The organism is Shewanella electrodiphila (assembly GCF_023283985.1).
In the GTDB taxonomy this organism is placed as follows: domain Bacteria; phylum Pseudomonadota; class Gammaproteobacteria; order Enterobacterales; family Shewanellaceae; genus Shewanella; species Shewanella electrodiphila.
The window spans coordinates 193,505-219,059 of the sequence record NZ_JAKIKU010000003.1 but is presented as its reverse complement, the minus strand read 5'-3'; the positions used below and the strand labels follow the sequence as shown (position 1 = coordinate 219,059).

The following is a 25,555-nucleotide window of genomic DNA, read 5'->3' as shown; positions in this document are numbered from 1 at the left end:
GCGTATTGAAATTAATGAAGAATATACCTATTAGTAATCATTTTGCACGAGAGATGATTGAATATGTTTATCTGAAATCTCACTAATAGACAGTTATAAATACAAGGAAGTAAGTCGTTGTCATCTATTCAAATAGCCCGCTATATAGTCAGCTTTAGTTGGTTTTATCATGGAATATTCCCAAAGTTAATCCATATTGCTCCGCTCGAACAATTAATGACAGCAAGCATTGGTTTTTCAGACGATGTGTCTTATCACATTACAAAATCTGCTGGTATTATCGAAGTGATATTCGGCATTATTTTATTTGTTTTTTACCGCTCTAAGTTGATTGTTTTACTTAACATTTATGCACTTATTGGTTTATTGCTATTTGTCGCAGTTATACAGCCTCAGCTATTAATAGAAGCTTTCAACCCTATAACAACCAATATTCCCATTATCGGTTTAAGTCTTATTTTATTAAATAATTTAAAGCAATCTAGTCAGAGCTAAGTATATATATAACAAGAAGAATAATCGAAAAGTAGGTTTGGCTGTTTCACTTACCTCAAGATTTTAGCCAACTATATATTTGCCGCTTATTGCGATATTAGAGAGTAACGAAAATGTTTGATTTAGGCATATTATGATTAGAAAACTTGATAATTCGGATGAAAAAGTAGCAAACCAGATTTTCACTGTTTTTCAACGATCATATCAAGTTGAAGCTCATCTTATAGGCACTCTTGATTTTCCGCCCCTATTCCGAAGTATTAAAAATATAGAAAATTCAAAAACACAGTTTTATGGATTTATTAAAAATGAATGCGTAGCTGGAGTTATAGAGATTGTAATGGAAGACCAGCACTTAGATATAAATAGTTTAACTGTTGACCCCAATTACTTTAGGAAAGGTATTGCTGGTCAATTGGTAAGCTTTGTTCTAGAAAAAATTGAGTTTTCAGAAGCTGTTGTAGAAACTGCTGTAGTAAATATACCAGCAATTAATTTATATAAGAAACATGGCTTTATCGAATTTAAAAGGTGGACGCCAGCCCACGGTATTAGAAAAGTAGCACTGTCAGTTAAGTCTGTTATCTAAAAACAGCGTAAAAAATGGATAACAAGGGTCGTCTAATTCTGGGATAAGCAAGAGTCTGGCGAAAACGAGAACCAAAATTGTTAGAGGCCATCTATTTATTTTGCTATTTTTTAATAGTATTACCAGTGAAGGGCGTGCGTGGCAGAACAATGGAATACATAAATATCAAGTATTAAAATTGCATCAATTTATTGAAAGTGAATCAATTTATTGAAAATGAAAGATCAGAATTTTCAAGTAGTTTATTTCAAAGTTTGTTCATGCTTCAACAAGGCTGGCTAAATGTCTCAAAATGAGCCTCAACAAGGAAATGTTATGTCAAATTTTCCAGATGAAAGTCAGAAACGATTCATAGAGGCTCTTAATAAATTAGAAACTAGGCAGTAACGGATCCTATTGGAGCTCTTAAGTGCAGCCCATGCTAGTTTGCTAGATGATAGAAAAAAAATAAAAATAGGAAAAATCAGGGTGATGACGATGCGATTATGGACTTACAAACGGCCTTTTCAATATAACGGTGATGACTATGAAGTGAAGTACTCATTTACACTTACTTCTTATACATCTGAACTATTTTGCAATGGGAATCTAATAGACCAATGTTCAGATTCATTCAACGGAGCTGTCAAAGTAGTTGTGCATAAGTTTCAATCGACCAGTCAAGCAGGCAACGAAACAAAACCCGTGCACGTATCAGTTGGCTACTTTAATTGGTTTAGTGTCGGTATCGAGGTTAGGGAAGGTACTGATTTAATTTATCAAAGTCATCCAGGTAAAGATATTCACTTTGCCACTAAAAAACTCGCAAAACTGAGTGTTTCTGATCAAACACCAGAGGCAACTGAAAAAAGAATGCTTCAAAGTGAAAAATGGCGGAGAAACAAACCCTCTATTGTCGCGGATATAGGCATAGGTGCTGTATTTTTCTTAGTAGCGAAAGTTACTGGCGATTTAGTCATGGCTGCATTTACGGGTGTATTTTTAGGGTTAGCACTTGTTATTATTCAACGCTTTGTAAAAGCCGATTTACTTGGTGGATTTGCAGTGTTCGGAACAATAATGCTCTTCGTATCAGCGATATTCTCGTTTGCATTTCAAAGTGAGTTTTTAGTTCAACTCAAAGGCACATTCATGGGAATACTCAGTGCATCAGCGTTAATAATCGATGGCGTGTTTAATAAAGGTGGTTACTTTGGAACTCGTTTTGAGCGCTATTTAAACTCACCTATTCAACATAGATTCTTTGTCATAGGTTTAGCATTTATTGGTTTATGTATGGCTGGGTTAAATTATTGTGTAGCAAGTCAATTAACTGAAGAACAGTGGCTCACATATGACACCTTTGTGGAAACACCTATTTATTTTATGATGTTTTTCATACTCATGTGGCGAGCAGGTAAAAAAGTAAACTTGGTGCATTAAATCAATAATCAGTTCTTATATAACCTTGATCTTTAAGTGATATATCACTGCGGAGTTGGGATTTATAATGATGCGATATATCACTTGTGTTCACCTATCAATTAACAAGGAAATGTTATGTCAAATTTACCAGATGAAAGTCAGAAACGATTCATAGCGGTTTTGAGTAAAAAGATGGAACTTGGCAGGTCGCTGAATGTTTTAGGTCACTTGAGTGTAGGTCTTGCAAGTCAGCTAGATGATAGTGAAACTCAGTATATTGATTACCATGACATGGATGGGAATTTGCACCCGAACTTATCTCATTATCCTTTTATTGTGTTAAAAGCGGATAACTCCAATAAACTTCGTAAAGTGCGCGAGGAAGCCATAAGTCGAGATATTAAGTTTACAGACTTTTCCAGTTCGATGATTGAAGGTGGTTCTTTAGTACAACAGCAAAGGACCAATGAAACTAAAGAAGCAGACTTAGAATATCTCGGTGTGTGCTTATTTGGTGATACTGAAATTTTACGGGAATTCACCAAAAAATTTAGTTTGTATAGGTAAACGTCAAAATACCTAACCTGCACCTTTAAGAGCGACTAAGCGGGCATTTTTTATATACTCTGTATCGCTTTATTCTTGCTTTATATACATTTAATAACGAAATCCTGCTGATTATCACTCTTTCAAGGCTGCAAAATCAATTGGGTATCTTTTTTGATATTAAACATTTTAAAAGTGCGGCCTTAGCATTTGACGAAGAGCGCACTTCTTAACTTAAAATAAGTTCACTTCACTTCACTTCACTCACTTCACTCAATGATGATTAACTCTTAGGCCTACTCAGCAATACTTTCCCTAGCCAAGAAAACCATATGATTTGGCTTAAACCGAAAATCTCTGTCAGTACATCTGCAGGGTAGATGGTGAAAATACCCACAATGCCTACAAAAAGGCCAAAGTAATTGAGGATTTTAGGTAATTCGTTACCTTTTAAAGCGGCAACACTCAGCAATAATACCCACAGACCGCCAACAACCTCGTTTCCCCCGCCTAAGCCTTCGACGACAGCATAAATAGCTCGCCAGACTGTCATTGCTTGCTCAGGGTCTTTTGTTGCCAAGTCCAATGCCGTAGCTAACCCTATATTGGCAATCATTCCACTGGCTATGACCAAACCCACCCAAATGATCCCAAAGACGGAAGAAATTTGTGACAGCAATGGAGTGTTTATTGTTAATCGGTGATGCATAGCCATTACCAATATCGCTAGCAAGACACCGAATAATACATACATGATGAGATTTACAATAGATAGGGCAACTTGGTTTTCAGCAAGAAAAGCAAACTGTTGAGCGGGGTTAGCATCTATGGGATAAGCCCAGAATGCGCCAAAAAAAATGAAAGCTGATACGTAAATGCTTGCCTCCATAAGCGCTGCAATTCCACCAGCTTTTTGCAATTGATTCATGATATAAACTCCTTGTTAACTGAATATTGCGACAGGAACCGGCTAAATCAGCGGACTGTTCTTAGGCAGTACAAATTTAATTGCATTAGGTTTGACTTCAAAACGGACTTGTTCGCAGTGATAAGGTTCACCATCGAGATTCAGAGGTAAGGCCAATGGGAAATCAATTTCTAACCATTTAGATTGAAAGTGAAAGCAAAATTCACCATTGGTATTCGAAGTCTTTATTTCTTCAATTACTTGGGGTAAATCTATTGGGGTAAAACCTTTAAGCAAAGTAACATCCATCAAACCATCATTTATTTTTGCCGTCGGTGCTAGCACCTGACCACCACCTGCTTGGCGACCATTACACATGGCACCTACGACTATATTGCCTTCAAATCGACCTTTTTCAGTGGTAATGGAACCTTCATAAGGTTTAAACCCGATCGCTTTAGCTAAACCTGTAAGGGTATATGCGCCGCCACCAAGGAAATCTTTTAGCTCAACAGGAGTTTCAGCGGTGACTTGGGCGCCAAAGCCCGCAGCGGCAATATTGATAAAGTGACGATCATTAGCACTGATCAGATCGATAGGAAAACTGTCGCCTGTTATTGCAAAGTTAAGTGCTTCAGTGATGGTGGTGGGGATTTGACAAGCGGTTGCAAAATCATTGGCCGTGCCAAGTGGTAAAGCGGCAATTTCCGGTAATGAATAATCACTCTGTAAGTGTATTAACGCGGTAACAGCTTCATTTAGTGAGCCATCACCGCCACCAATGATAATTCTATCAGCACCTGCAATGATTGATTCTTTTATTAGGCGCTGCATATCCGCGCCTTCCCATGTGACTTTAACGGCAAGGTCGTAACCTTTATCTCTTAATGCATAAACCGCTGTACGGATCTCTGGGATACCCGCTTTTTTACCATTCAAAATCAAACTGTAACGTAGCGTTGTCATTTCAAATCCTTTTTGCGGTGAGCCTGATGACATAGTGTGCCATGGGTAATTAATCTATTAGCTCAAAGTGACTGAATAAGTTGTCACAAAAGGTGTCAAAAGACTAAATTGAGCTGAAATGAATTGAAGTTCATGATTTACTTATGCCACAAAAAGATTAACAACTAAATGTTCAACCGCTTAAAAACGTGAAATAAATAACAATAAAAATAGATCAAGGTTTCGTATTAAGGTTCCGTACTAAGGTTTCGTATTAAGGTTTGTGATTAAAGCTTCTAATTCAAGTTTCTAATCCAAGTTTCTAATTCAAGTATCTAAGTACAGTTAGCACCTTTTTATAAATTCATGATTAAGATGATCTCAAGGGATAAAGGAATACAGACAATGAAAAAAGCCACCATTTCAGTCGCTATCGCACTAGGGCTTGCTGCACTAATGGGTTGTAATAGTGCATCGACAACAAGTGATACCACAACGGCAGCTGAACAAGTTCAAGCGCCGAGTTTTAGCCAGTTCTCTGATGGATTTATTGATGACTTATGGCAGTGGTCTCCCACATGGGCGCTATACAGTGGTAAACATGTAAACGATGGCTACTTAGACATTCCAAACGAAGCATCACGAGCTAAGACATTAGCGTTTGTTGAAACCCAGCAAGCTAAATTACTGGCATTTGATAAAACCGCACTAACGACCAATGAATTGATCGATTACGAATTAATTTCAAATTTACTTGGCAGTATTAAGTGGCAACAAGAGCGCTTTAAATCTTGGCAGTGGAATCCATCACAATACAATGTGGCAGGTGGTTTTGCGCAAATCATTAATGAAGACTTTGCGCCCCTAGATGTAAGACTTAAATCTGTGGTTGAGCGTTTAGAGAATGTGCCTGCCTATTATGCTGCAGCACAAGCTAATATTGTTGACCCAACGATTGAGCATACACAACTGGCTATTATGCAAAACAAAGGCGCCTTTTCTGTATTATCAGACAAGCTTAAACAGCAAGTCAGCGGATCTGGTTTATCTGATGCGGACAAAGCGTTATTTAACCAACGTTTTGCTAAAGCAACGGATGCGATTAATCAACATATTGAATGGTTGACGCAGCTAGAAGCCAAGCTTGAAAAAGAGGGCTCACGTAGCTTTAGAATCGGTGAAGAGTTATATGAAGAAAAGTTCGCTTTTGATATTCAAGCGGGCATGTCAGGTAAAGCATTATTTGAAAAGGCGACGGCTGATAAGTCCCGCGTTCAAGCGGAAATGGCTAAAATTACCCATGATTTATGGTCTAAATACATTGATACGCCAAAACCACAAGATGACAATGCTGCGATTAAGCAACTGATTGATGTTTTGTCAGTTAAGCATGTTAAGCGTGAGGATTTTGTTGATGAAGTGCGCGCGCAAATTCCTGAATTAGTTAAATTCGTCAATAAAAAGCAACTGATGACGTTAGATCCATCTAAGCCATTAGTCGTGCGTGAAACTCCTGAATACATGCGTGGTTTTGCAGGAGCATCTATCAGCGCACCTGGCCCTTATGAGAAGTCTGCTAATACTTATTACAATGTGACACCGTTAGATGGCATGAGTGATGAGTCTGCTGAAAGTTATTTACGTGAATATAATCACTGGATTTTACAAGTTCTGAATATCCATGAAGCTATTCCAGGACATTACACCCAATTAGTCTATTCAAACGAATCACCAAGCTTGGTTAAAAGCTTGTTTGGTAATGGTGCCATGGTTGAAGGATGGGCTGTATATACTGAGCGCATGATGCTTGAAGAAGGATACGGTGATTTTGAACCTGAACTTTGGCTGATGTACTACAAATGGAATTTGCGTGTTATTGCCAATACTATTTTAGATTACAGTATCCAAGTGAATGGCATGACTGAAGAGCAAGCACTCGATCTTATGATGAATGAGGCATTTCAGCAGCGAGCAGAGGCAGAAGGTAAATGGCGCCGTGCTACATTAAGCCAAGTTCAGTTAACCAGTTATTACTCTGGTTATCGTGAAATCTATGATTTACGTGAAGAGTTAAAAGCTGCCCAGGGTGATGACTTTGATTTGAAAGGTTTCCATGAGCAGTTCTTAAGTTATGGTAGTGCGCCAGTTAAGTACATTAAGCAGCTAATGATGACGAAATAATTTACTGTCTGACTGTATTAATAAAGCAAATAAAAAGCCGGCTATGATCATTGAATATTAATAGCCGGCTTTTTGTTTTGATAAGTTTGATTAACTGGCGTGTTGCAGCTTTTGCTCAGATTTAGCTTTCATGCGTAAGGCAATGTTCACTAAAGCAATAAGCACTGGGACTTCGATTAATGGCCCAATGACGCCCGCAAACGCCTGGTCTGAATGGATACCAAAGACTGCAATTGACACAGCGATCGCAAGTTCAAAGTTGTTTCCTGTGGCTGTGAATGCGATAGACGCATTTTTATCGTAAGGGATCCCCATCTTCTCGCCAATGAAGAAGCTGATAAAAAACATCAGTACAAAGTAAATTGTCAATGGCAGAGCAATACGCAATACATCCATGGGTAGTTCTAGGATCATGTCGCCTTTTAAACTGAACATCAGCACGATGGTTGCGAGTAGGGCAACTAACGTTATAGGGGAGATTTTTGGAATAAATACTGTGTTGTACCAATCTTCTCCTTTTCTGGCGACTAAGATTTTACGAGTTAAAAACCCTGCTAAAAATGGAATGCCTAAATAAATCATCACGCTTTGGGCAATATCGGCCATTGAGATATCGACCACAAAGCCTTCGTATCCGAATATCGGTGGCAGTACGGTGATAAATAACCAAGCCATAACACTGTAAGTTAAAATTTGGAATACACTGTTAATTGCCACTAATGCAGCGCCCAGTTCCTTATTACCGCCACCTATATCATTCCACACTAAAACCATGGCAATACAGCGGGCAATACCAATTAAAATAATACCCACCATGTAACCTGGGTGATCGCTTAAAAACGTTAAGGCGAGGGCAAACATTAAAATTGGCCCGACAATCCAGTTCATAATGAGCGATAGCGTTATGGCTTGCTTATCTTTAGTTACTTTTCCTAATAACTTGTAGTCCACTTTTGCTAACGGTGGATACATCATCAGTATTAAACCAATGGCCAGTGGAATATTGGTTGAGCCAATACTCAGTGATTCGGTAATTCGTTCAACTTGTGGAAACAACGCACCAATAGACACACCTATGGCCATGGCAACAAAAATCCAAAGTGTTAAGTAGCGGTCAAGAAAACTCATTTTCTTAGCCCCGAGTGTTTGTATGTCAGTGTTCATCATAAATTCCAGTTATAAAAATCGGTTTCAAGCTTGGCATAACAGCTCATCGCTTGTGTGGTTTACCATTTTAGTTCGTAAGCTTTAAGTGCTTAATCGTAAATCGTCGAATAGCGATTAAGTTGAGCGCAAAATAAACTAAAAAACTGCCATTCATATTAGCTATAAATGTCTTTGAAACTTGTTTGAAATGTAACCAGCTCACTACGAACAATGCGATAGCATATTTTAGGCGGTTTGGGCTCAGCACTAATAAAGCCAGCCGCTTTTAAAATTCTGATGTGCTCTGAAACCGTTGATTGGGCAAGTCCTACTTCTGAAACTAAATCACTGCTTAAACAGCCACCCAGCTCATCAAGAGTAAATAATATCTTGAGAATTCGGATACGGGCAGGGTGCGATAAAGCTTTTGCTTTAGCTGCAAAAGCGATTTCATTAGCAATATCTTGCTCTGTGGTTTTAAAAGCAAGTTGGTTGATTTGATCACAAGTTTTATTCACTGCAACATCCAATTTGGGGCTAGTTCATAAAGAGTGTATACGCATCGATCATTAACCTATTTTTCTAGGGCTGTTCACGTTACACATTACATATCATTCAAAATTTACATTATAGCTATTGAAGCTATAAAAGATTAAGCAATAGTTAATCGTCGATTAACGATGTAAGTATATTCCTCAGTTTACTACTCTTCAACTAATGATGACGAATATGTGATCGACCCCTACACACCTTGATTATTAATTTAGTTAAGACAATGAACTATCTATAAATGTTATTAAGATCTCATCTTTACACAATTACTGTAGCAATAACTTAACCAGAGTGGTAATCTTAATGGTAATTGTTATCATTTAGATTAAAGCGTTATGAAAAAAATATTACTGATTGACCAGCAACTTACTCATAGTTTGGCACTTTGTCAGGACATGGAGTCTTTAGGCTATAGCATAGAAATAGTTGATAATGCTTTTAATGCACTGGTTGAGATAGAACGTAACGACTTTGAAGTAATTTTATTAGACTATTTTGTGCCTAAAATGGATTCATTTTGGTTATTAATGGCTAAACATTGCCAGACCCCTGTCATTGTTTTAGCGAATAACAATGATGACGTTGAGCGTATGCAGGCATATGAGCTAGGCGCAGATGACTATATTGCAGCACCTTACAATGTAAAAGAGTTATTGCTGCGAGTTAATGTACTTCGCCGTAGAAGTGACAAAGTAATCCATCAGTCTGATTTTGATGATGTGTTGTTTGATGATGTCAGTAATACCGTCACCTTGAACACACAGCATCTGAAACTAACTCAAACAGAATATCGTTTGTTTAAATATTTGTTCCAGCGCAAAGGTGAAGTTGTTACTAAAGCAGAGCTACAAATGAGGGTGTTACATAAAGAGCTGGGTGAGTTTGACCGAAACCTTGATATGCACATCAGCAATACTCGACGTAAAATGGCCAAAAAATGTTTACCTCGTGAGCTTATCAACACTGTTCGTGGTAAAGGCTATTGCTTTAGTTCAAGCCTAATTTAAGTTTTTGGCACTTATCCCCATGATATTTCAAGCTGCAAAAACAACCTTTAGAGATCAACAGTCCCTAGGCATAAAATTGAAGTAAAGTTATTCTACATCGATATTTTATAACAACGCAGATTGGTGCTATTTGACTTGCCCTATGGGGCGCAAGCTCGAAAACCTTTGCTTCGAAAACCATTGCTACGTTGTAACCTTTAAAAAGTGAATCACAATTACCTCCGCTTACGCCTTGCATTGTTATCTGAGCTTGTGCCTGACAAAGCATCTTGAGGTAACATGGCTATATATATTCGCTAATGTTGTCGTAAGTGATTAACAAACATTGAATTAATGCCAAGTATGGCAGACATACTTGGCATTTTTATATCTGACTTTTTATTTTTTCACTTCCAATAACTCACTTCCATTAATTAACTTCAAGTAATTCACTTTCAGTAACTGATTTTCTACTGATTTTTATAACAGATCTTAATAGAATAAACCTGAATATTGAGCTGGAACAAAGACGGTTTGGCAATGGAATACCCTGTTAAGGGGATTAATTGTGCAGATGTTTATCAGTTGTTCTAGATTTGATTTTATTGAGTAACTGCATTTGATAAGATGCACTGATAAAAATCGATAATAACCTTACATAAGGAAGTCCTATGCGTATTAGCGCGAATTTTGATGGTGGCAACATTGAGACTATCAATTTAGACAAGCACGATGACATTCAACTGGCGATTAGACCTGATGAAGGCGGCGAGTTTTATCAGTGGTTTAACTTCCGTATGGAAGGTGAAATTGGTCAAACATATTCATTGAACATTATGAATGCTGGTACTGCATCTTACCCTAAAGGTTGGGAAGATTATCAAGCAGTGGCGAGTTACGACCGTCAACACTGGTTCCGTTTACCAACGGCCTACCAAGATGGCAAGCTAACCATTCAAGTTGATTTAGATTGTGAAGCCATTCAGATTGCTTACTTTGCACCATACAGCTACGAGCGTCACTTAGACTTGATAAGCTCTGTGCAATTACACCCATCAGTTAGCTTAGAAAACCTTGGCTTAACCCTTGATGGTCGCGATATGAGCTTACTTAAAATTGGCGATAACGATCCTGCTAAGAAAAACATCTGGATTACTGCAAGACAGCATCCTGGTGAAACCATGGCTGAATGGTTAATTGAAGGTCTATTAAACCAATTACTTGACAGTGATTGCCCAACAGCAAAACTTTTATTAGACAAAGCTAACTTCTACATTGTGCCAAACATGAATCCTGATGGAAGCGTGAGAGGGCATCTACGTACTAATGCTGTGGGAACTAACCTAAACCGTGAATGGCAGTCGCCAAGTTTAGAAAGAAGCCCTGAAGTGTTTTATGTAACGAATAAAATGAAAGAAACGGGCGTTGACTTATTTTATGATGTCCACGGTGATGAAGGTCTACCTTATGTGTTTGTTGCTGGCTGTGAAGGCGCACCAAACTACACTGAACATATGGCTAAGTTACAAGAGCAGTTCCTTGCAGCATTAGGCATGGCAAGTGCTGATTTTCAAACTAAATACGGTTATGACAAAGATGAGCCTGGAAAAGCAAACTTAACTGTTGGCTCTAACTGGGTAGGTAACACATTTAAATGTCTAGCGAATACGTTAGAAATGCCATTTAAAGACAACGATAATCTGCCTGATCCTGTAGTGGGTTGGTCTCCAGCTCGTTGTGAGTATCTTGGTGAAGCATCGCTAGTGGCAATGCTTGCCGTTGTTGATAATTTAACAGAGTAGTCAAGTTATGGCGTTAATTGAATGTCCTTCATGTCAAAAACGTATTTCTAGTAAAGCGAAACAATGTCAGTTTTGTCATTCGAGTACCGATGGCGATAATGAATCAGTTCGTGTTATTAGTCACATCCAAAAATCTAATCAGTTAATGACCCATAGTTTTGTGTTTTTAACTTTATTTATTGCAGGTGTGGTGATTTGGTTTTGGGGTGGTGAAACCGCAACCGGAATGCAGTCGTATATAGCTGTAGGTTGTTTTGTATTTGGTTTTGTGGGCTACACCATAACCCGTGCAAGAATTGTATTACACAAACGGAAAAGCGTATGAACGATATCAATAAAGTCATCGATGACATGCCTGAAGAAGTTTATCATCGACTTCGCTCAGCGGCTGAAACGGGTAAGTGGGAAGACGGCACCGTTTTATCTGATGAGCAGAAAGAATCAACGTTACAAGTTGTCATGTTATATCAAGCACGTAAATTATCTCAGACTGATCACTTTACGATTGGCGCTGGTGGCAAGATTAACGAGCTATCTAAATCTCAACTTAAAAAAGAATTCCGCGGCGAGTCCATAGCTGAATTCAAAGAGTCTGACATTTAGTGTGAAGTAATTACATTGCAAACAAAAAAAGCCACATTATTTAATGTGGCTTTTTAATGCAAATAAAACAGTAGTTTAATTTAAATGTAAAATCTACTCAGTTAACTCACCTAGTAAGTTTTTCTTCATGGCAGATTTTATTTCGCTTGATGTCAAATTTTTTGATAGTAAATAATGTAATTTTGCCAGTGCTGCTTCAATGGTCATATCTGATCCACTTATTACACCCGCTTGCTCAAGGGCATTGCCCGTAGCATAACCGCCCATGTTCACTTTTCCTTGGAAACACTGGGTTAAGTTGACGATAACAATGCCACGTTCATCTGCTTGCTTTAGCGTATCTAACAATGCTTTGTCTTGCGGTGCATTGCCAACACCAAAGGTTAATAATATTAATGCTTTAACGGGTTGCATTAAAATATTGGCAAAAATCTCAGTGGAAATACCTGGATAAAGCGTAATAACGCCAACTGGTTGCGGGCTAATATTTATCACTTCAAGAGGCATCAGTGGCGCTTCGTTTGTTGGCTCGGTAATTTGGCCAGCACGGAGGTTTATTTTTATACCAGCCTCAAGTAGCAACGGAAAGTTAGGTGATGCAAATGCATCAAAGCCGTCAGCATGGGCTTTGGTTGAACGATTACCTCTGAAGAGTTTGTTATTAAAGAATAAACAAACTTCAGCGACAGGATAGTTTGCTGCTATATATAACGAGTTTAGTAGGTTTGTTTGACCGTCTGAGCGAAGCTGTGCCAATGGAATCTGCGATCCTGTCACAATAACCGGTTTTGATAAGCCCTGTAGCATGAAAGATAAAGCAGAGGCGGTATACGCCATAGTGTCAGTACCATGCAAAATAACAAAACCATCGTACTTGTCGTAATTCGCTTTGATGTCATTGGCAATCAATTGCCAATCAGTTGGCGCCATGTTTGATGAATCAATTAGCGGCGAGTATTCATTAATGACAAAGCTTGGCATTTCTTCATGATAAAACTCTGGCATAGATTTAACACAATCGGTTAAAAAGCCAGCCACAGGTGCAAAGCCATTGTCTGTTTTGCGCATACCTATGGTACCGCCTGTGTAGGCGACGTATATAGAACGTTTTGTCATTGAAGTTGATTCTCAGCACTGGAAATTATCAGATCTGCAAATTATACGTCTTAGATTGATTAAAACCCAATAAAAATGCCCGCAAAGCGGGCATTTTTGAATAATATTCAATTTAATTGTTTTCAGTGAGTAATTAAATTGAGCTTATTAGCGATACAGGGTTAATAATTACAGTTTTCACAGTACAGGTACATGCCATTAGGGTCTTCAAACATTGAGAACTCTTCAACAACTGAAATCCACTGACTAAATAACTGTTCAAGTATCGGTGATTGAGTCGACGCCTGAGGCAAGTAAGCTGATGCTGAAGCCAGCATTTTCTGAACAAAGATTTCTTCAGTTGTGAGCTCTTGCTGAATGACCTTAGTATCAAATTTTTCAATTTCGGCTAAGGTTGCGGCTTTGGCTACAGCACTGTCAATATCACCAAGCTCATCAACTAAACCAAGCTCGACAGCGCGAGTCCCTGACCAAACACGGCCCTGTGCAATACGATCAACTTGCTCGAGTGTCATGTCACGCTCTTTGGCAACAAGAGAAATAAACTCATGGTAACCATGTTCAACGTGACGTTGAATAACGGCTGAGACATTAGGGTCCAATGCACGAGTCGCTGAAATACCTGCCCATTCAGATGTCGATACGCCATCTGAATTTATGCCCCAGTTTGATAACACATTTTCAAATGTGGCAAACATACCAAAGATACCAATGGAACCTGTTAGGGTAGTAGGAGTCGCGTAGATATAATCTGCACTGGCTGAAATCCAATAGCCGCCTGATGCTGCAAGACTGCCCATACTGACGACAACAGGTTTACCAGCTTCTTTAAGCGCAATCACTTCTTGCCTGATCTTTTCAGAAGCAAATGCGCTACCGCCTGGACTGTCGACGCGAAGTACGACTGCTTTTACTTTGTCATCAAAGCGGGCTTTTTTAAGTAGCGCTGAGGTACTTTCACCGCCAATTTGTCCAGCTTGTTGCTTACCATTTAAGATGTTGCCTTTAGCAACAATGATACCCACCGAGTCTTTTTCTATAAGACTTGGTATTGGTTGCACTGCAGCATGGTAGTCAGAGAAACTGATTTGTTTGAATGAATCACCTTCAGTATCTTGGCCTACTTTTTCTACCATGGCTAATCTAAAGGCTTCATCTGAAACAAGTTCGTCTACCCATTTCATCTTCAAGGCTAACTGTGCAGAATCACCAGAAACTTTATCAAGCTCAGTTAAAAAACGTTGCGGATTTAATACAATATCGTTTTGGTCTATATTGCGGTTAACAGCAACAGTAGATTCGTAGTTTTGCCAAATATCAGTAAGTAATGCGCTAGAGGCCTCTTTAGCTGGTGCTGACATATCATCACGAATGAAAGGTTCAACCGCAGACTTAAAAGTACCCACACGGAAAACATGGGTGCTGATATTTAATTTTTCGAGTGCGGACTTATAAAACAAGCGGTAACTGCTAAGTCCCTCAAGGGAAACAGCACCTTTATTGTTTAAGTAAATACTGTCGGCATAGCTGGCAATAAAGTACTGGTTTTGCTCATAGGAATTACCAAAAGCAACAACAGATTTACCTGCGGCTTTAAATTCATTTAATGCATCGCCAATCGCAGTCATTTTACTGATCCCGCCAGCGCGTAAATTACCCACTTGTAATACGATGACCTGGATTCGAGGGTCTTGTGTTGCGCTGTTAATCACATAAATAATGTCAGAAAGCAGAACTTCACCTTCAGGATCATTACTTTTGCTTTGTTTAAACACCGCTTCAATCGGGTCTACATGGCGCTTTTGATCAACGATACTGCCAGCAAGGTTTAATACTAAGGCTGATTGATCTTCGACCACAATTTCGTCATCCGCACTCAACGCCACAATAATGATGGCTATGAATCCGAAAAAGATAAGGTTGAGGATGATTTTTCGAATACCGTTAATGGTTTTCCAAATCAGAGTAAAGATTCTTTTAATAAGTGATGGTTTGGCGGACATAGCCACTCCTATAACATTCTAATACTGTAATGCTAACTGATTATGTGCAGCTTTGGGAAATTGAATTGTAACGGTTTTTAACAAGAGCCTTTGGAAAGCATTGAGCTTAAGTAACTCTCGTTGTATGCTAGTTTAAATCACTTGTTTAAAAAGGATGTTTGAATGTCGTTCCCACATTTATTAGAACCCTTAGATCTAGGCTTCACTCAGTTAAAAAACCGAGTGCTGATGGGCTCAATGCACACAGGTCTTGAAGAAGAAAAGGGCGGATTTGAGAAACTGGCTGCATTTTATAAAGAACGAGCAGCAGGTGGCTGCGGATTAATTGTCACTGGTGGTATTGCACCAAATTTTCGTGGACGTTTAGCGCCACACGCTTGCCAGTTGAGTTTTCCTTGGCAGGTGAGTAAGCACCGTATTGTCACTGATGCAGTGCATGAAGCGGATGGCAAAATATGTATGCAAATTCTACATGCGGGTCGTTATGGCTATCATCCGTTTAGCCAAGCGCCAAGCAAAATAAAATCACCTATTACGCCGTTTACCCCATCAAAAATGTCAGGCAGACAAGTAAAAGGCACAATTGCTGATTACGCTAATAGCGCTAAGCTTGCTAGAAAAGCTGGTTATGATGGCGTTGAAGTGATGGGATCTGAAGGTTATCTGATTAACCAGTTCATTAGTTCTCGTACTAACAAACGTACAGATGAATGGGGTGGAAGTTTTGACAATCGTGCCCGTTTACCACTGGAAATCGTTAAAGCTATACGTGAAAAAGTAGGCAAAGACTTCATCATTATTTTTAGACTTTCAATGCTAGATTTAGTTGATAACGGCTCGACTTGGGAAGAAGTGGTTAAATTAGCTAAATGGTTAGAAAGCGCCGGTGTTTCAATTATTAACACGGGTATCGGTTGGCATGAAGCTCGTGTACCGACAATTTCTACCAGTGTCCCCCGTGGTGCGTTTTCATGGGTAACAGAAAAACTTAAGTCTGAAGTCTCCGTGCCGCTCATTGCAACTAACCGAATTAACACACCAGAGATTGGTGAATCAATCATCGCATCTGGTCAGGCGGATATGGTATCAATGGCGCGTCCGTTCTTAGCTGATGCTGAATTTGTCAATAAAGCAGCTGCGGGCACCAGTGAACTTATTAATACCTGTATTGGTTGTAACCAAGCCTGTTTAGACCATACTTTCGCGTTAAAACGAGCGACATGTTTAGTTAATCCGCGTGCGTGTTATGAAACGGAAATCAACTTTACTCCTACGACAAACAAAAAACGTTTAGCTGTAATGGGCGCAGGCCCTGCGGGTATGGCGTTCTCGGTTTATGCGGCATCGCGTGGTCATGAAGTCGTACTATTTGAGGCTAAATCTGAAGTCGGTGGTCAGTTTAATTTAGCGCGAAAAATCCCGGGTAAAGAAGAGTTTGATGAAACTATTCGTTATTTCACAAACCAAATGAAATTACATAATGTCGAACTACGCCTTAATACTCGTTTAGATTCAGAAGTGTTTATTAATGAACAATTTGATGAAGTCATCATTGCATCTGGAGTCGTTCCTCGTGCATTAGACTTACCAGGCTTTGATAACCCAAAAGTTGTTGATTATCAGCAAGTGCTAAAAGGCGAAGCCTATATTGGTGAAAGAGTTGCCCTGATCGGTGCAGGCGGTATTGGTTTTGATATTGCGCATTTCTTATGTGAGCAAGAATCAACAACATTGCAGCCTGATAAATGGTTAAAGCAATGGGGTATCGACAAAGATTACCAGCATGCCGGTGGATTAACTGATGCAGTGCAACATAAGCCGCAGCGAGAAGTGTATTTACTGCAGCGCAAAACGACCAAAATGGGTAAAGGCCTTGGAAAGACAACTGGCTGGATCCATCGAAGTGTATTGAAACAACATCAAGTAAATATGAAAACTGGCGTCAGTTATGAAAAATTTGATGAGCAAGGCTTGCATATAAAAGTCGGTGAGCAGTCTGAAATTTTGGCTGTAGATAATGTCGTGCTATGTGCTGGACAAGAGTCTAATCGCTCATTGGTTGATGATATGAAAGCCACAGGGTTACCTGTTCATTTGATTGGTGGTGTTGATGTAGCGGCTGAACTTGATGCTAAACGTGCAATCCGTCAAGGCGCAGAGCTAGCGATGGCAATTTAACGGGCGATATTAAATACGACAATTAAACCGTCAATTAAATATGAAAACCTAACCTTTGTGTTAGGTTTTTTTTTGCTTGGTGTGTTTAGTTCATTGCTTGAAGTACTACGTCTAAAATAGCTATATTTACTGGTAAATTTATTTTCAACATCGTTTCCCTAACCACAATCAAATTTTTTCAATCCAGGCTGACTAAACTTTAAGTAAGTCAGCTGGACTTCAGTAGCAGGTTAAATGTCTTTCTATAACATTTTTTCACTGACTCACTAACTCGATTTGATTCTATTGTTAATCTTAATAAATAAGTTTTTATTGCATTGTTTATTGTTTTGTTTAACCATTGTTAAATTGAAATATAAAAGGATGATGTTAAATATGAATGGGAAGCCGGTGGTTTTGACTACTTTACTTTGTGCGATATTGGCCAACAGTGCTTGTATGAAACAAAAAACTAGTGAAGTTTCTAATATTCAACCAAATAAAGATTTTTTTTCACAAATTAAGAATGAAAAATTTAAATCTGATGATAAGGTTCAATGGAAAAATTTTGGACCTGGCATGGCTGGATATAATGAAGAGTTTTGGACTCACCCAACTGATCCCAATGTGATGTTTATGGGACCGGACATGCACGTTAGTTATGGTTCATGGGATGGCGGTGTATCTTGGCAGACGTTAAAAGATCCTGATGGTTTAGGCCTGAAGATGAAACGGGTTCTGGATATCGAGTTTTCATTGCAAGATCCTGATTATGGCATGGCTATAGATTGGAATGGCTGGGCTTATGAAACAAAGGATAGAGGTCGCTCTTGGCTGAGAATTAAAAGTTTAGGCCGTGGCGCACAAGAAGTGGGTATGGATCCTAGCGACCCTAAAGCATTTGATAAAGGTTGGTATTATGAGCAGCAGGGAGCACGGCATAGTGAACTTGCCGTAGACCCTAACAATGACAATATTTGGTACATTGGCGCAGGAGACTTTTGGAACGTAAAAGCTAACCATAAATCAGCCGCTAAACCACATGGCATAAATTTCAAATACGCCGAATATGGACATATCTGGAAAACCAGTGATAAAGGTAAAACATGGCGAAAAATAACCGCTGATTTCCCTGAAACAATGGATGTTGCAAAGATAATTATTCAACCCACTAATAGTAATAATATTATTATGGCGACCAGTCATGGGCTTCTATTAAGTGAAGATGCTGGTAATACTTGGCACCAAAATGTATCAGGTTTACCCAATAACTTACCTAGAGATTTAACTTCATATTATGACCCGATCACCCATGAATTTAGTTTGTACTTAGTAGAGCAGTCGGTGTATGTGCAAGACGGGGATACTGTTTCCTCTAAAGGCGGAGTATTTAAAAGTTCTGATGGTGGTAAATCTTGGAACAGTATTACTGGAAATCTTGCCCTTGATTTAACTCAAATTAGTTTTGAGGATACTTTCGAGCGCTTCCATCGCACTTTAGCTCATTGGTTCGGTATATCAAAAGATGAGTCCAAAACAAAATTTACACAGTTACCTAAAGAATTATTGCCGGTTTTTAATCGTATTGTCGTAAGTCCACTAAACAGTAAAGAAATTTATGTTACATATAATAAAAAACATGATTATACCTTTGGTCATGGTGATATTTGGCGAACATTAGATGGCGGGGAAACCTGGACTGGTGTAGCTCGTCACGGTAGTTATTGGAAAAGTGGCCAAGATACCAGTTATTGGGAATCTAGAGGCAACGATATTGGAGCAAATGTATCGTTTGCCCATATGCAAAGTTATATGGATCGAGCAGGTGAATACTCTGGCAATAGAGCTTTAGCCATAAACTCTAAAGGGGAGCTGTTCGCAGGTATTCATCAACAGACTATCATTTCCCGTGATAAGGGGAGTTCATGGCAACAAATCGATGATTTTGAAACTTCACCAGGGAGTAAAAAGTGGATTGGCCGTGGGGCAAGTAATCTACCGGGTCGTTTTATGCTTCACGAAACGGGTATTAAAAATAGAAGATTATTGAGTAGTGGCGAGCACGGACTATGGCAAACCGTATCAGCAGATGATTGGCCTGACAAAAATGCTGTTGCGGTTCAGCAACTTGAAGGTCAACTTAATCCCGATGGTGCTCATTCAATTTCTACAGTGGCAGTTCATCCTCATAAACCCAATACAATTTACACCTTATCATGGCGCCAAAAACATAGAGGTAAGTTACGTAGGACAGAAGATGGTGGCAAATCTTGGGAAAACATCGCTACTATTTTTGATGCTGAGAACGGTCTTTGGCAAAAGTTAGCGACACAAAACTCGCTAATTATTGATCCTATAAATCCAGATAATATGTACTTTTGTGCTACTTATATGAGAATTTCTGAAATTTCTAACGGCCCAGGAACTAAATTAGCTAAAGGAGGTTACGGCTTTTACCGCTCTACCGATGGTGGCCATACTTGGGAGTTGAGCAATAGTGGCTTTGATAAAGATGCCAGTGTTAGAAGAGTTGTCATGCATCCTGATAAACCAGAGACATTATTTGCGGCTTTAAATAATGACAATGGTGGTTTGTATAAATCGACAAATAAAGGGTCGAATTGGGAAAAAATAAGCATTCCTAAGGTCATAAAAGCGGTTAATAATGTGTTTATTGACAGACATACCAAGGAAATATTGATTAGCACAGGGCGTCGCAATGGTATTTATGAAGAAGGTGGTGTTTGGAGAAGTAAAGATGAAGGCGTCACTTGGCAGCAAATATTTAAAGCGCCATTTGTTTGGCAAGCAGAAGTATCGCCCGTTAATTCAAAGCTCATTGTGATTAGTGTTGCTGGTCAAGTCGTCAGTATGGCTGATCAATTTATGAACCCTGGAGTGTACCTCTCTGAAGACGCTGGTAACACATGGAGTAAAATAAATCATAACCTAGCTAACTACGATAAAATTGTAGATGTAAAGCCCGATCCATTTAATGAAAATGTATTATGGGCTTCAGGATGGGGTAGTGGTTGGTATATCACTTACTTAAATGGTCAACAAGGCTGGATGAAATAACTGAGTTGATGATATTTGAGGTGTTAGTCACCTAAACGTTAGTAGAAATAATGCTCAACATTGAGCGTAAATATGACAATTGCTACATTTAGACATTGTAGCAATTGTCAATTTGTTGAGGGTGTGACAGGTTCTATATAGCTGCTAGTTGTTGGCTTCGCTATCTTATTGATGAGCATTTCAAAAAAGTCACAATAATCATAGAACTCACTATTTCATGCAACCTTTATGGATATTTATGAAAAAGATAGTCGCTTTAACTCTTTCCATTTTTGTCACTTTTTCAGTATTACCTGCATATGTGGTTGGCATTGTTGCCATATTTTACTCAGCAGTTGGTATTTCAGGTGAATTACACAAGGTAGCAGCTTTACTTCAGCCGGCAGATAATCCCGCCTATTTATATACTGGCAGAATAGATTTTACCGATCCTAAAAAACCTTACTTAACTTGGCCCGGTTCTAGTATCAAAGCCCAATTCAGTGGATCAGAGCTAGCCATTACGATGGATGATGAGCTAGGGCTGAATTACTATAATGTGATCATTGACAAGCAAAATCGTTTTCCGACTGTTATTGGCTTAAAGAAAGGGACCCATACTTACACCGTTGCTACAGGATTGCCATTCGGTATTCATAATGTGGAGATTTTTAAACGTACTGAAGGCACTGAAGGCGGCAGTCATTTTTTAGGTTTAACGCTTTCAAAAGCGATAAATAATATCGAAGCAGGAAAATTACTGACAAAGCCTGCTCCCTTAACTCGGAAAATTGAATTTTATGGCGACTCAATTACATCTGGCATGGGTAATGAAGCTATTTATAATTCTCATGATAAAAATGGTTTCGAAAAGAACCATTACCTTTCTTATGCCGCGATTACTGCAAGAATGCTAAATGCAGAACATCATTCAATATCTCATAGTGGAATAGGAGTCATGTATAGTTGGTTTGATTATATAATGCCTGAATACTTTAATCAGTTGTCCGCCGTTGGCAATAACGATACTCGATGGGATTTTTTGAGTTGGAAAGCGGATGTCATCGTCATTAACTTAACACAGAACGATAGTTGGTTAGTTAAATCAAAGAAGCATGTTGAGGTCGCACCAACCGAATCAGAAATTGTTGAGCATTATGTTGATTTTGTACAAACAATACGTAGCAAATACCCTCAAGCACTAATTGTTTGTGCACTTGGTAGTATGAACGCAACACAGCAAGGTTCGCCTTGGCCTGGTTACATAAAACTAGCAATTGACCACATAAAATATCAAGAGCCCGATGCTAGAATTAGCAGTGTAATGTTTGATTATAATGGTTTTAAAAAGCATCCACGTGTTGCACAACATCATGCTAATGCCACTAAATTGGCTCAATTAATCGCAACACAAATGGACTGGGATATGAATGTTGGCGCAGATTGATTATTCAGTTACACCTGAATAAGGTTTCTAGCATTATAAATCGGTAGCTAAGGTGTGCTATAAAATATTGGTCACCTACAAACGTATAGTAATTTTACAATAGAATTCATTGGTTTTTTTGGATATAAAACGCTGTTTGAAATTATTTCATACACTTGGGCAAAGAAAGTAAATAAGTGTGTTGTGAGGATTACATTAGAGGTCAAAACAAACCAATATGAGTGTTTTGTCCTTTGTAATTTTGTTCTTTAGGGCTTTTATCTGTCAGGGTCAGCTTTTTAGGAATGTTATTTTTATTTTGAACAATATTTATATCGACATTTTCACTTTTCATACTAAAATAGAAAAATATTTAGATTCGTATTTGAATTATGTTAGTTTTGAAATATTCTTCAATTCACTATTAAACTTCCTGTTTTAAAGGTTATCGATATGTCCGAAAAAGAGATAAGAAAATATTCAGCACCAGCACTTGAAAAAGGTCTGGATGTCTTAGAGTTACTTTCGGCAGATTCTACACCTATTAGTACTTCGGCAATTGCAGAAAAGCTTGGCAGATCTAACGCTGAAATCTATCGAATGATCCTCGTGCTCGAACAAAGAGGCTATATTGAAAAGTATGATGATATTGATGGTTATCAAGTCACCAGAAAGTTACTACAACTAGGCACTGAACACGAACCTATCAAAGACATTATGGAATATGCTCAACCTATTATGCGTGAGCTAGCTGAAAAGACCAGTATGTCATGCCATGTAGCTGTTGAATCCCAAGAACAAATCGTTGTTATTGCTCGTGTCGAAACCCCAAGTAGTCTTTCTTATTCAGTGCGTGTTGGCTATAGAAGACCTATCTGTTTTGCTGCATCTGGACGCATTCTTTTTGCTTTCCAAAATACAGCGAAAAAAGAGAAAATACTCAGGTTATTAGAGCAACACCATAGTGAAGAAGAAATTAATACTTTCCTCTCTGAAGCTAAAAAAGTCACTAAACAAGGTTATTTGAAAGCACCAAGTGCTTTTGTTGAAGGTGTTACAGATATTTCTTTTCCAATTTTAGATAATGATGCTGCAGTGGCTACTTTGACTGTTCCTTACATTAAGCGTATTCCTGAAGAAGTCCCCATTGAAGACGTTATTAAACATCTAAAAGCAGCAGCAGAAGAAGTTTCAAAAGCAGTATCGTATGGAATCGTACGTAAGTTTTAGTTTCAAATTGAATATTCAAGGGAGCATAGTCGCTCCCTTTTTTGTACCAAAGTTTCAACATTATCATTCATAAATACAGATGTAATACTGTTTTTTTGGGGCGCAGATATCAATTAATGTACTCACTTTTATTCACGCGAACCCACTTTGAAGTAGAATGATAGATTAAGTATAAATTCAAAATATTATATTTAAAAATTTTATCAGCATGTTTTTATGCGTATAAATGATTTAAGTATGATTCATTAATTTAGAATTTGAACTTTAGGTGTGTTTATAGGCTTATTTTAAGTCGAAGAGTTACTTTACTCCTTAGCCTATTAAGCATATTTCCTATCAAGATCTCAACATACGAATAGGTTGAGCTGGGGAACTTTCTTGAAAGATACCGCTATGATTGGATACACTTAGTTGAGAACTTTTAACTCTATTGGCGACAGATCAGCATGAGTAGAATGCAGCTACTCTAATTTGTAATAATTAATCTGGGCATCTACATCTTTTCATCTATGCTTTTGCGAGTTGGTTCACTTTAACCAATCCAGCCATGTTTCAATCTGCCAAAGACGGGTTCCACAGAGACTTTACCCATTTACACTCCAATATCCGATCTCCCCATACGTGCTTTAATTCTAAAGTACGTCTTACCACTGCAAATCCTATAAATTAAACCTGTGAATGAAAGCTAGATCCACTACCAATAAATTGTTCTGTACATAAGTATCTGATTTGGAAAGGTTTATTTCGTTATTGTTTTCCTGTGAACGTAGGGAATTACATAAACGGACACAGAAGTGATTATATGGGAAGGACTTTTAAATTACATATGAAGGCTACCATTTACATATGGATTTGTGTTATGGTTTGTTAAATTATTGTTCGCCCGGTGTTAACTTTGGTCGTCGTAGCTAGCAAATAAGAAATAATGTAATAGAGGGAATTATGAATACAGGTGTTAATCATTTAGATGATATTGAAGTCACAGCGCGTTCAATCACTAAAAAGGAAAAGATATTAGAGTCTAAATATCTTTTTCCTTTTTTGTTGGTCGCGACATTATTTCCATTGTGGGGTTTTGCAAATGATATAACTAACCCGCTGGTTAAGGCTTTTAAAGATATTTTTCTAATTAGTAATGCGCAAAGTAGTTTAGTGCAATTCGCTTTCTATTTAGGCTACGGCGTTATGGCTATTCCTGCAGCTATATTTATCCGTAAATACTCATATAAGTCTGGTATTTTGCTTGGGTTACTCCTATATGCTGTTGGCGCACTATTATTTATCCCTGCTTCTATATATATGGAGTTTAGTTTTTTCTTAGCGGCACTTTGGATTTTAACTTGCGGCTTAGCATTGCTAGAAACCACAGCTAACCCTTATATATTATCAATGGGGCACCCAGACACCTCAACACAGCGATTGAACCTAGCTCAAGCCTTTAATCCAATAGGGTCTTTAACGGGCATGTTTATTGCTTCTAGTTTTATTCTTAGTCAACTTGAAGTCGAGAAGTTTAGAGCAAAAGAAAAGGCTGCTAATCCAGAGTACGCCAATTTATTACCGTCTGAAGTCGATGGTAAGTTAACGCAAGCGTTGGTTGATTTTTCAACACAAAGCCCACAAGCACACCAAGCTATTCAAGCTGCTGATTTACTGACAATTCGTGGTCCATATGTTGCTATAGCCATTATTGTCGCGATCATATTTGTGGTGTTTTTATTTAGTAAGCTACCTAAAACAATTACCCACGATAACCCATTAACTAAAAAAGAGTTAAAACAGACCTTTGCACGACTATTTGCCAATAAATGTTATCTAGAAGGGGTGGTTGCACAGGCTTTTTATGTTGGTGCACAGATCATGTGTTGGACCTTCATCATTCATTATGGCATCACCTCTGTTGGATTAAGCGCTGCTGAGGCGCAATCTTATAATATGATTGCGATGGGATTATTCTTAACTAGCCGATTTATATGTACTTTTTTACTAGCCTATATTCGTCCAGGGCAATTACTGATGATATTAGCTGCAGGTGGTTTTGCACTCACTATAGGGACGATATTTATTGGTGGTATGACGGGGCTTTATTGTTTAATCGGCGTATCTGCTTGCATGTCGCTTATGTTTCCTACTATTTATGGTATTGCACTTAAAGGCATGGGAGATGATGCAAGTTTGGCGTCTGCTGGTCTTGTAATGGCGATTGTAGGTGGCGCATTAATGCCGCCTCTTCAGGGTAAATTAATTGATGGTGTAGAGCTTATTAGCGGTATTCCATCGGTACAAACATCGTTTATATTGCCACTAATTTGTTTTATAGCTATTTGCATTTACGGCTATAGAGCACATCACAAGTATCACGTTTAAGAATGGTATAACAAGGGCTGTAATATAGAAAAATGCTGCCCTT

The 25,555-nt window shown here is 38.4% G+C and carries 20 protein-coding genes; 14 read left to right on the top strand and 6 right to left on the bottom strand.

The features are described from left to right. The first annotated feature begins 117 nt into the window (after positions 1 to 117). The 4 genes from L2737_RS07005 to L2737_RS06990 all read left to right on the top strand — a co-directional run bounded on the left by L2737_RS07005 (position 118) and on the right by L2737_RS06990 (position 3,055). On the top strand, positions 118 to 495 hold the full coding sequence (locus L2737_RS07005; protein WP_248955267.1) for a DoxX-like family protein: 378 nt from the start codon (positions 118 to 120) through the stop codon (positions 493 to 495). 133 nt (positions 496 to 628) lie between these two features. Then, positions 629 to 1,084, top strand: a complete 456-nt coding sequence (locus L2737_RS07000; RefSeq protein ID WP_248955266.1) for a GNAT family N-acetyltransferase — start codon at positions 629 to 631, stop codon at positions 1,082 to 1,084. 426 nt (positions 1,085 to 1,510) lie between these two features. Further along, positions 1,511 to 2,506 carry a hypothetical protein gene (locus L2737_RS06995; RefSeq protein WP_248955265.1) on the top strand — a complete coding sequence of 332 codons (996 nt, stop codon included), beginning with the start codon at positions 1,511 to 1,513 and terminating at the stop codon, positions 2,504 to 2,506. A 117-nt stretch (positions 2,507 to 2,623) separates the two neighbouring features. After that, positions 2,624 to 3,055 (top strand): DUF2000 domain-containing protein, encoded by a 432-nt coding sequence (locus tag L2737_RS06990; protein WP_248955264.1) that lies wholly within the window; start codon positions 2,624 to 2,626, stop codon positions 3,053 to 3,055. Positions 3,056 to 3,317: 262 nt separating this feature from the next. Here L2737_RS06990 and L2737_RS06985 read toward each other — a convergent pair whose 3' ends face one another. Beyond that, on the bottom strand, positions 3,318 to 3,962 hold the full coding sequence (locus tag L2737_RS06985; protein WP_248955263.1) for a hypothetical protein: 645 nt from the start codon (positions 3,960 to 3,962) through the stop codon (positions 3,318 to 3,320). Positions 3,963 to 4,004: 42 nt separating this feature from the next. Continuing rightward, the gene (gene yegS, locus L2737_RS06980) at positions 4,005 to 4,907 is read right to left on the bottom strand and encodes a lipid kinase YegS (RefSeq protein WP_248955262.1); all 903 of its coding nucleotides are present in this window, start codon (positions 4,905 to 4,907) and stop codon (positions 4,005 to 4,007) included. A gap of 384 nt (positions 4,908 to 5,291) precedes the next feature. On the opposite strand from yegS, the gene L2737_RS06975 reads away from it, so the two are divergent. Then, positions 5,292 to 7,067: a DUF885 domain-containing protein gene (locus L2737_RS06975; protein WP_248955261.1), complete on the top strand. Its 1,776-nt coding sequence runs from the start codon at positions 5,292 to 5,294 to the stop codon at positions 7,065 to 7,067. Positions 7,068 to 7,157: 90 nt separating this feature from the next. On the opposite strand, the gene arsB is transcribed toward L2737_RS06975, so the two are convergent. Together arsB and L2737_RS06965 are read right to left on the bottom strand one after the other, a co-directional pair. After that, positions 7,158 to 8,234 (bottom strand): ACR3 family arsenite efflux transporter, encoded by a 1,077-nt coding sequence (arsB, locus tag L2737_RS06970; protein WP_283108285.1) that lies wholly within the window; start codon positions 8,232 to 8,234, stop codon positions 7,158 to 7,160. A gap of 155 nt (positions 8,235 to 8,389) precedes the next feature. Beyond that, positions 8,390 to 8,731, bottom strand: coding sequence for an ArsR/SmtB family transcription factor (locus L2737_RS06965; RefSeq protein WP_102527507.1), 342 nt, complete (start codon positions 8,729 to 8,731; stop codon positions 8,390 to 8,392). Between the two features lie 369 nt (positions 8,732 to 9,100). Between L2737_RS06965 and L2737_RS06960 the strand changes: the two genes are divergently transcribed. The 4 genes from L2737_RS06960 (at position 9,101) to L2737_RS06945 (ending at position 12,156) form a co-directional block, all read left to right on the top strand. After that, positions 9,101 to 9,772 (top strand): response regulator transcription factor, encoded by a 672-nt coding sequence (locus L2737_RS06960; protein ID WP_102527506.1) that lies wholly within the window; start codon positions 9,101 to 9,103, stop codon positions 9,770 to 9,772. A gap of 650 nt (positions 9,773 to 10,422) precedes the next feature. Next, a complete protein-coding gene (locus L2737_RS06955) occupies positions 10,423 to 11,553 on the top strand; it encodes a M14 family metallopeptidase (protein ID WP_102527505.1) in 1,131 nt (376 codons plus the stop codon). Positions 11,554 to 11,560: 7 nt separating this feature from the next. Beyond that, a complete protein-coding gene (locus L2737_RS06950; RefSeq protein WP_102527504.1) occupies positions 11,561 to 11,878 on the top strand; it encodes a zinc ribbon domain-containing protein in 318 nt (105 codons plus the stop codon). Further along, positions 11,875 to 12,156, top strand: coding sequence for a YeaC family protein (locus L2737_RS06945; RefSeq protein ID WP_102527503.1), 282 nt, complete (start codon positions 11,875 to 11,877; stop codon positions 12,154 to 12,156). The genes L2737_RS06950 and L2737_RS06945 overlap by 4 nt, the downstream gene beginning before the upstream one ends. Before the next feature lie 93 nt (positions 12,157 to 12,249). On the opposite strand, the gene ansA is transcribed toward L2737_RS06945, so the two are convergent. Both ansA and sppA read right to left on the bottom strand, forming a co-directional pair. Then, complete coding sequence (gene ansA / locus L2737_RS06940) at positions 12,250 to 13,272, bottom strand: asparaginase (protein ID WP_229368756.1); 1,023 nt, start codon at positions 13,270 to 13,272, stop codon at positions 12,250 to 12,252. A gap of 161 nt (positions 13,273 to 13,433) precedes the next feature. Next, positions 13,434 to 15,275 carry a signal peptide peptidase SppA gene (gene sppA / locus L2737_RS06935; protein WP_248955260.1) on the bottom strand — a complete coding sequence of 614 codons (1,842 nt, stop codon included), beginning with the start codon at positions 15,273 to 15,275 and terminating at the stop codon, positions 13,434 to 13,436. 162 nt (positions 15,276 to 15,437) lie between these two features. On the opposite strand from sppA, the gene L2737_RS06930 reads away from it, so the two are divergent. The 5 genes from L2737_RS06930 to fucP all read left to right on the top strand — a co-directional run bounded on the left by L2737_RS06930 (position 15,438) and on the right by fucP (position 25,512). Further along, positions 15,438 to 17,453 carry an NADPH-dependent 2,4-dienoyl-CoA reductase gene (locus L2737_RS06930; protein WP_248955259.1) on the top strand — a complete coding sequence of 672 codons (2,016 nt, stop codon included), beginning with the start codon at positions 15,438 to 15,440 and terminating at the stop codon, positions 17,451 to 17,453. A 438-nt stretch (positions 17,454 to 17,891) separates the two neighbouring features. Further along, on the top strand, positions 17,892 to 20,510 hold the full coding sequence (locus L2737_RS06925; RefSeq protein ID WP_248955258.1) for a sialidase family protein: 2,619 nt from the start codon (positions 17,892 to 17,894) through the stop codon (positions 20,508 to 20,510). A 238-nt stretch (positions 20,511 to 20,748) separates the two neighbouring features. Continuing rightward, positions 20,749 to 21,936 (top strand): GDSL-type esterase/lipase family protein, encoded by a 1,188-nt coding sequence (locus tag L2737_RS06920; protein ID WP_248955257.1) that lies wholly within the window; start codon positions 20,749 to 20,751, stop codon positions 21,934 to 21,936. 432 nt (positions 21,937 to 22,368) lie between these two features. Beyond that, a complete protein-coding gene (locus L2737_RS06915) occupies positions 22,369 to 23,145 on the top strand; it encodes an IclR family transcriptional regulator (RefSeq protein ID WP_248955256.1) in 777 nt (258 codons plus the stop codon). 942 nt (positions 23,146 to 24,087) lie between these two features. After that, on the top strand, positions 24,088 to 25,512 hold the full coding sequence (fucP, locus tag L2737_RS06910) for an L-fucose:H+ symporter permease (protein ID WP_248955255.1): 1,425 nt from the start codon (positions 24,088 to 24,090) through the stop codon (positions 25,510 to 25,512). Positions 25,513 to 25,555 lie beyond the last annotated feature (43 nt).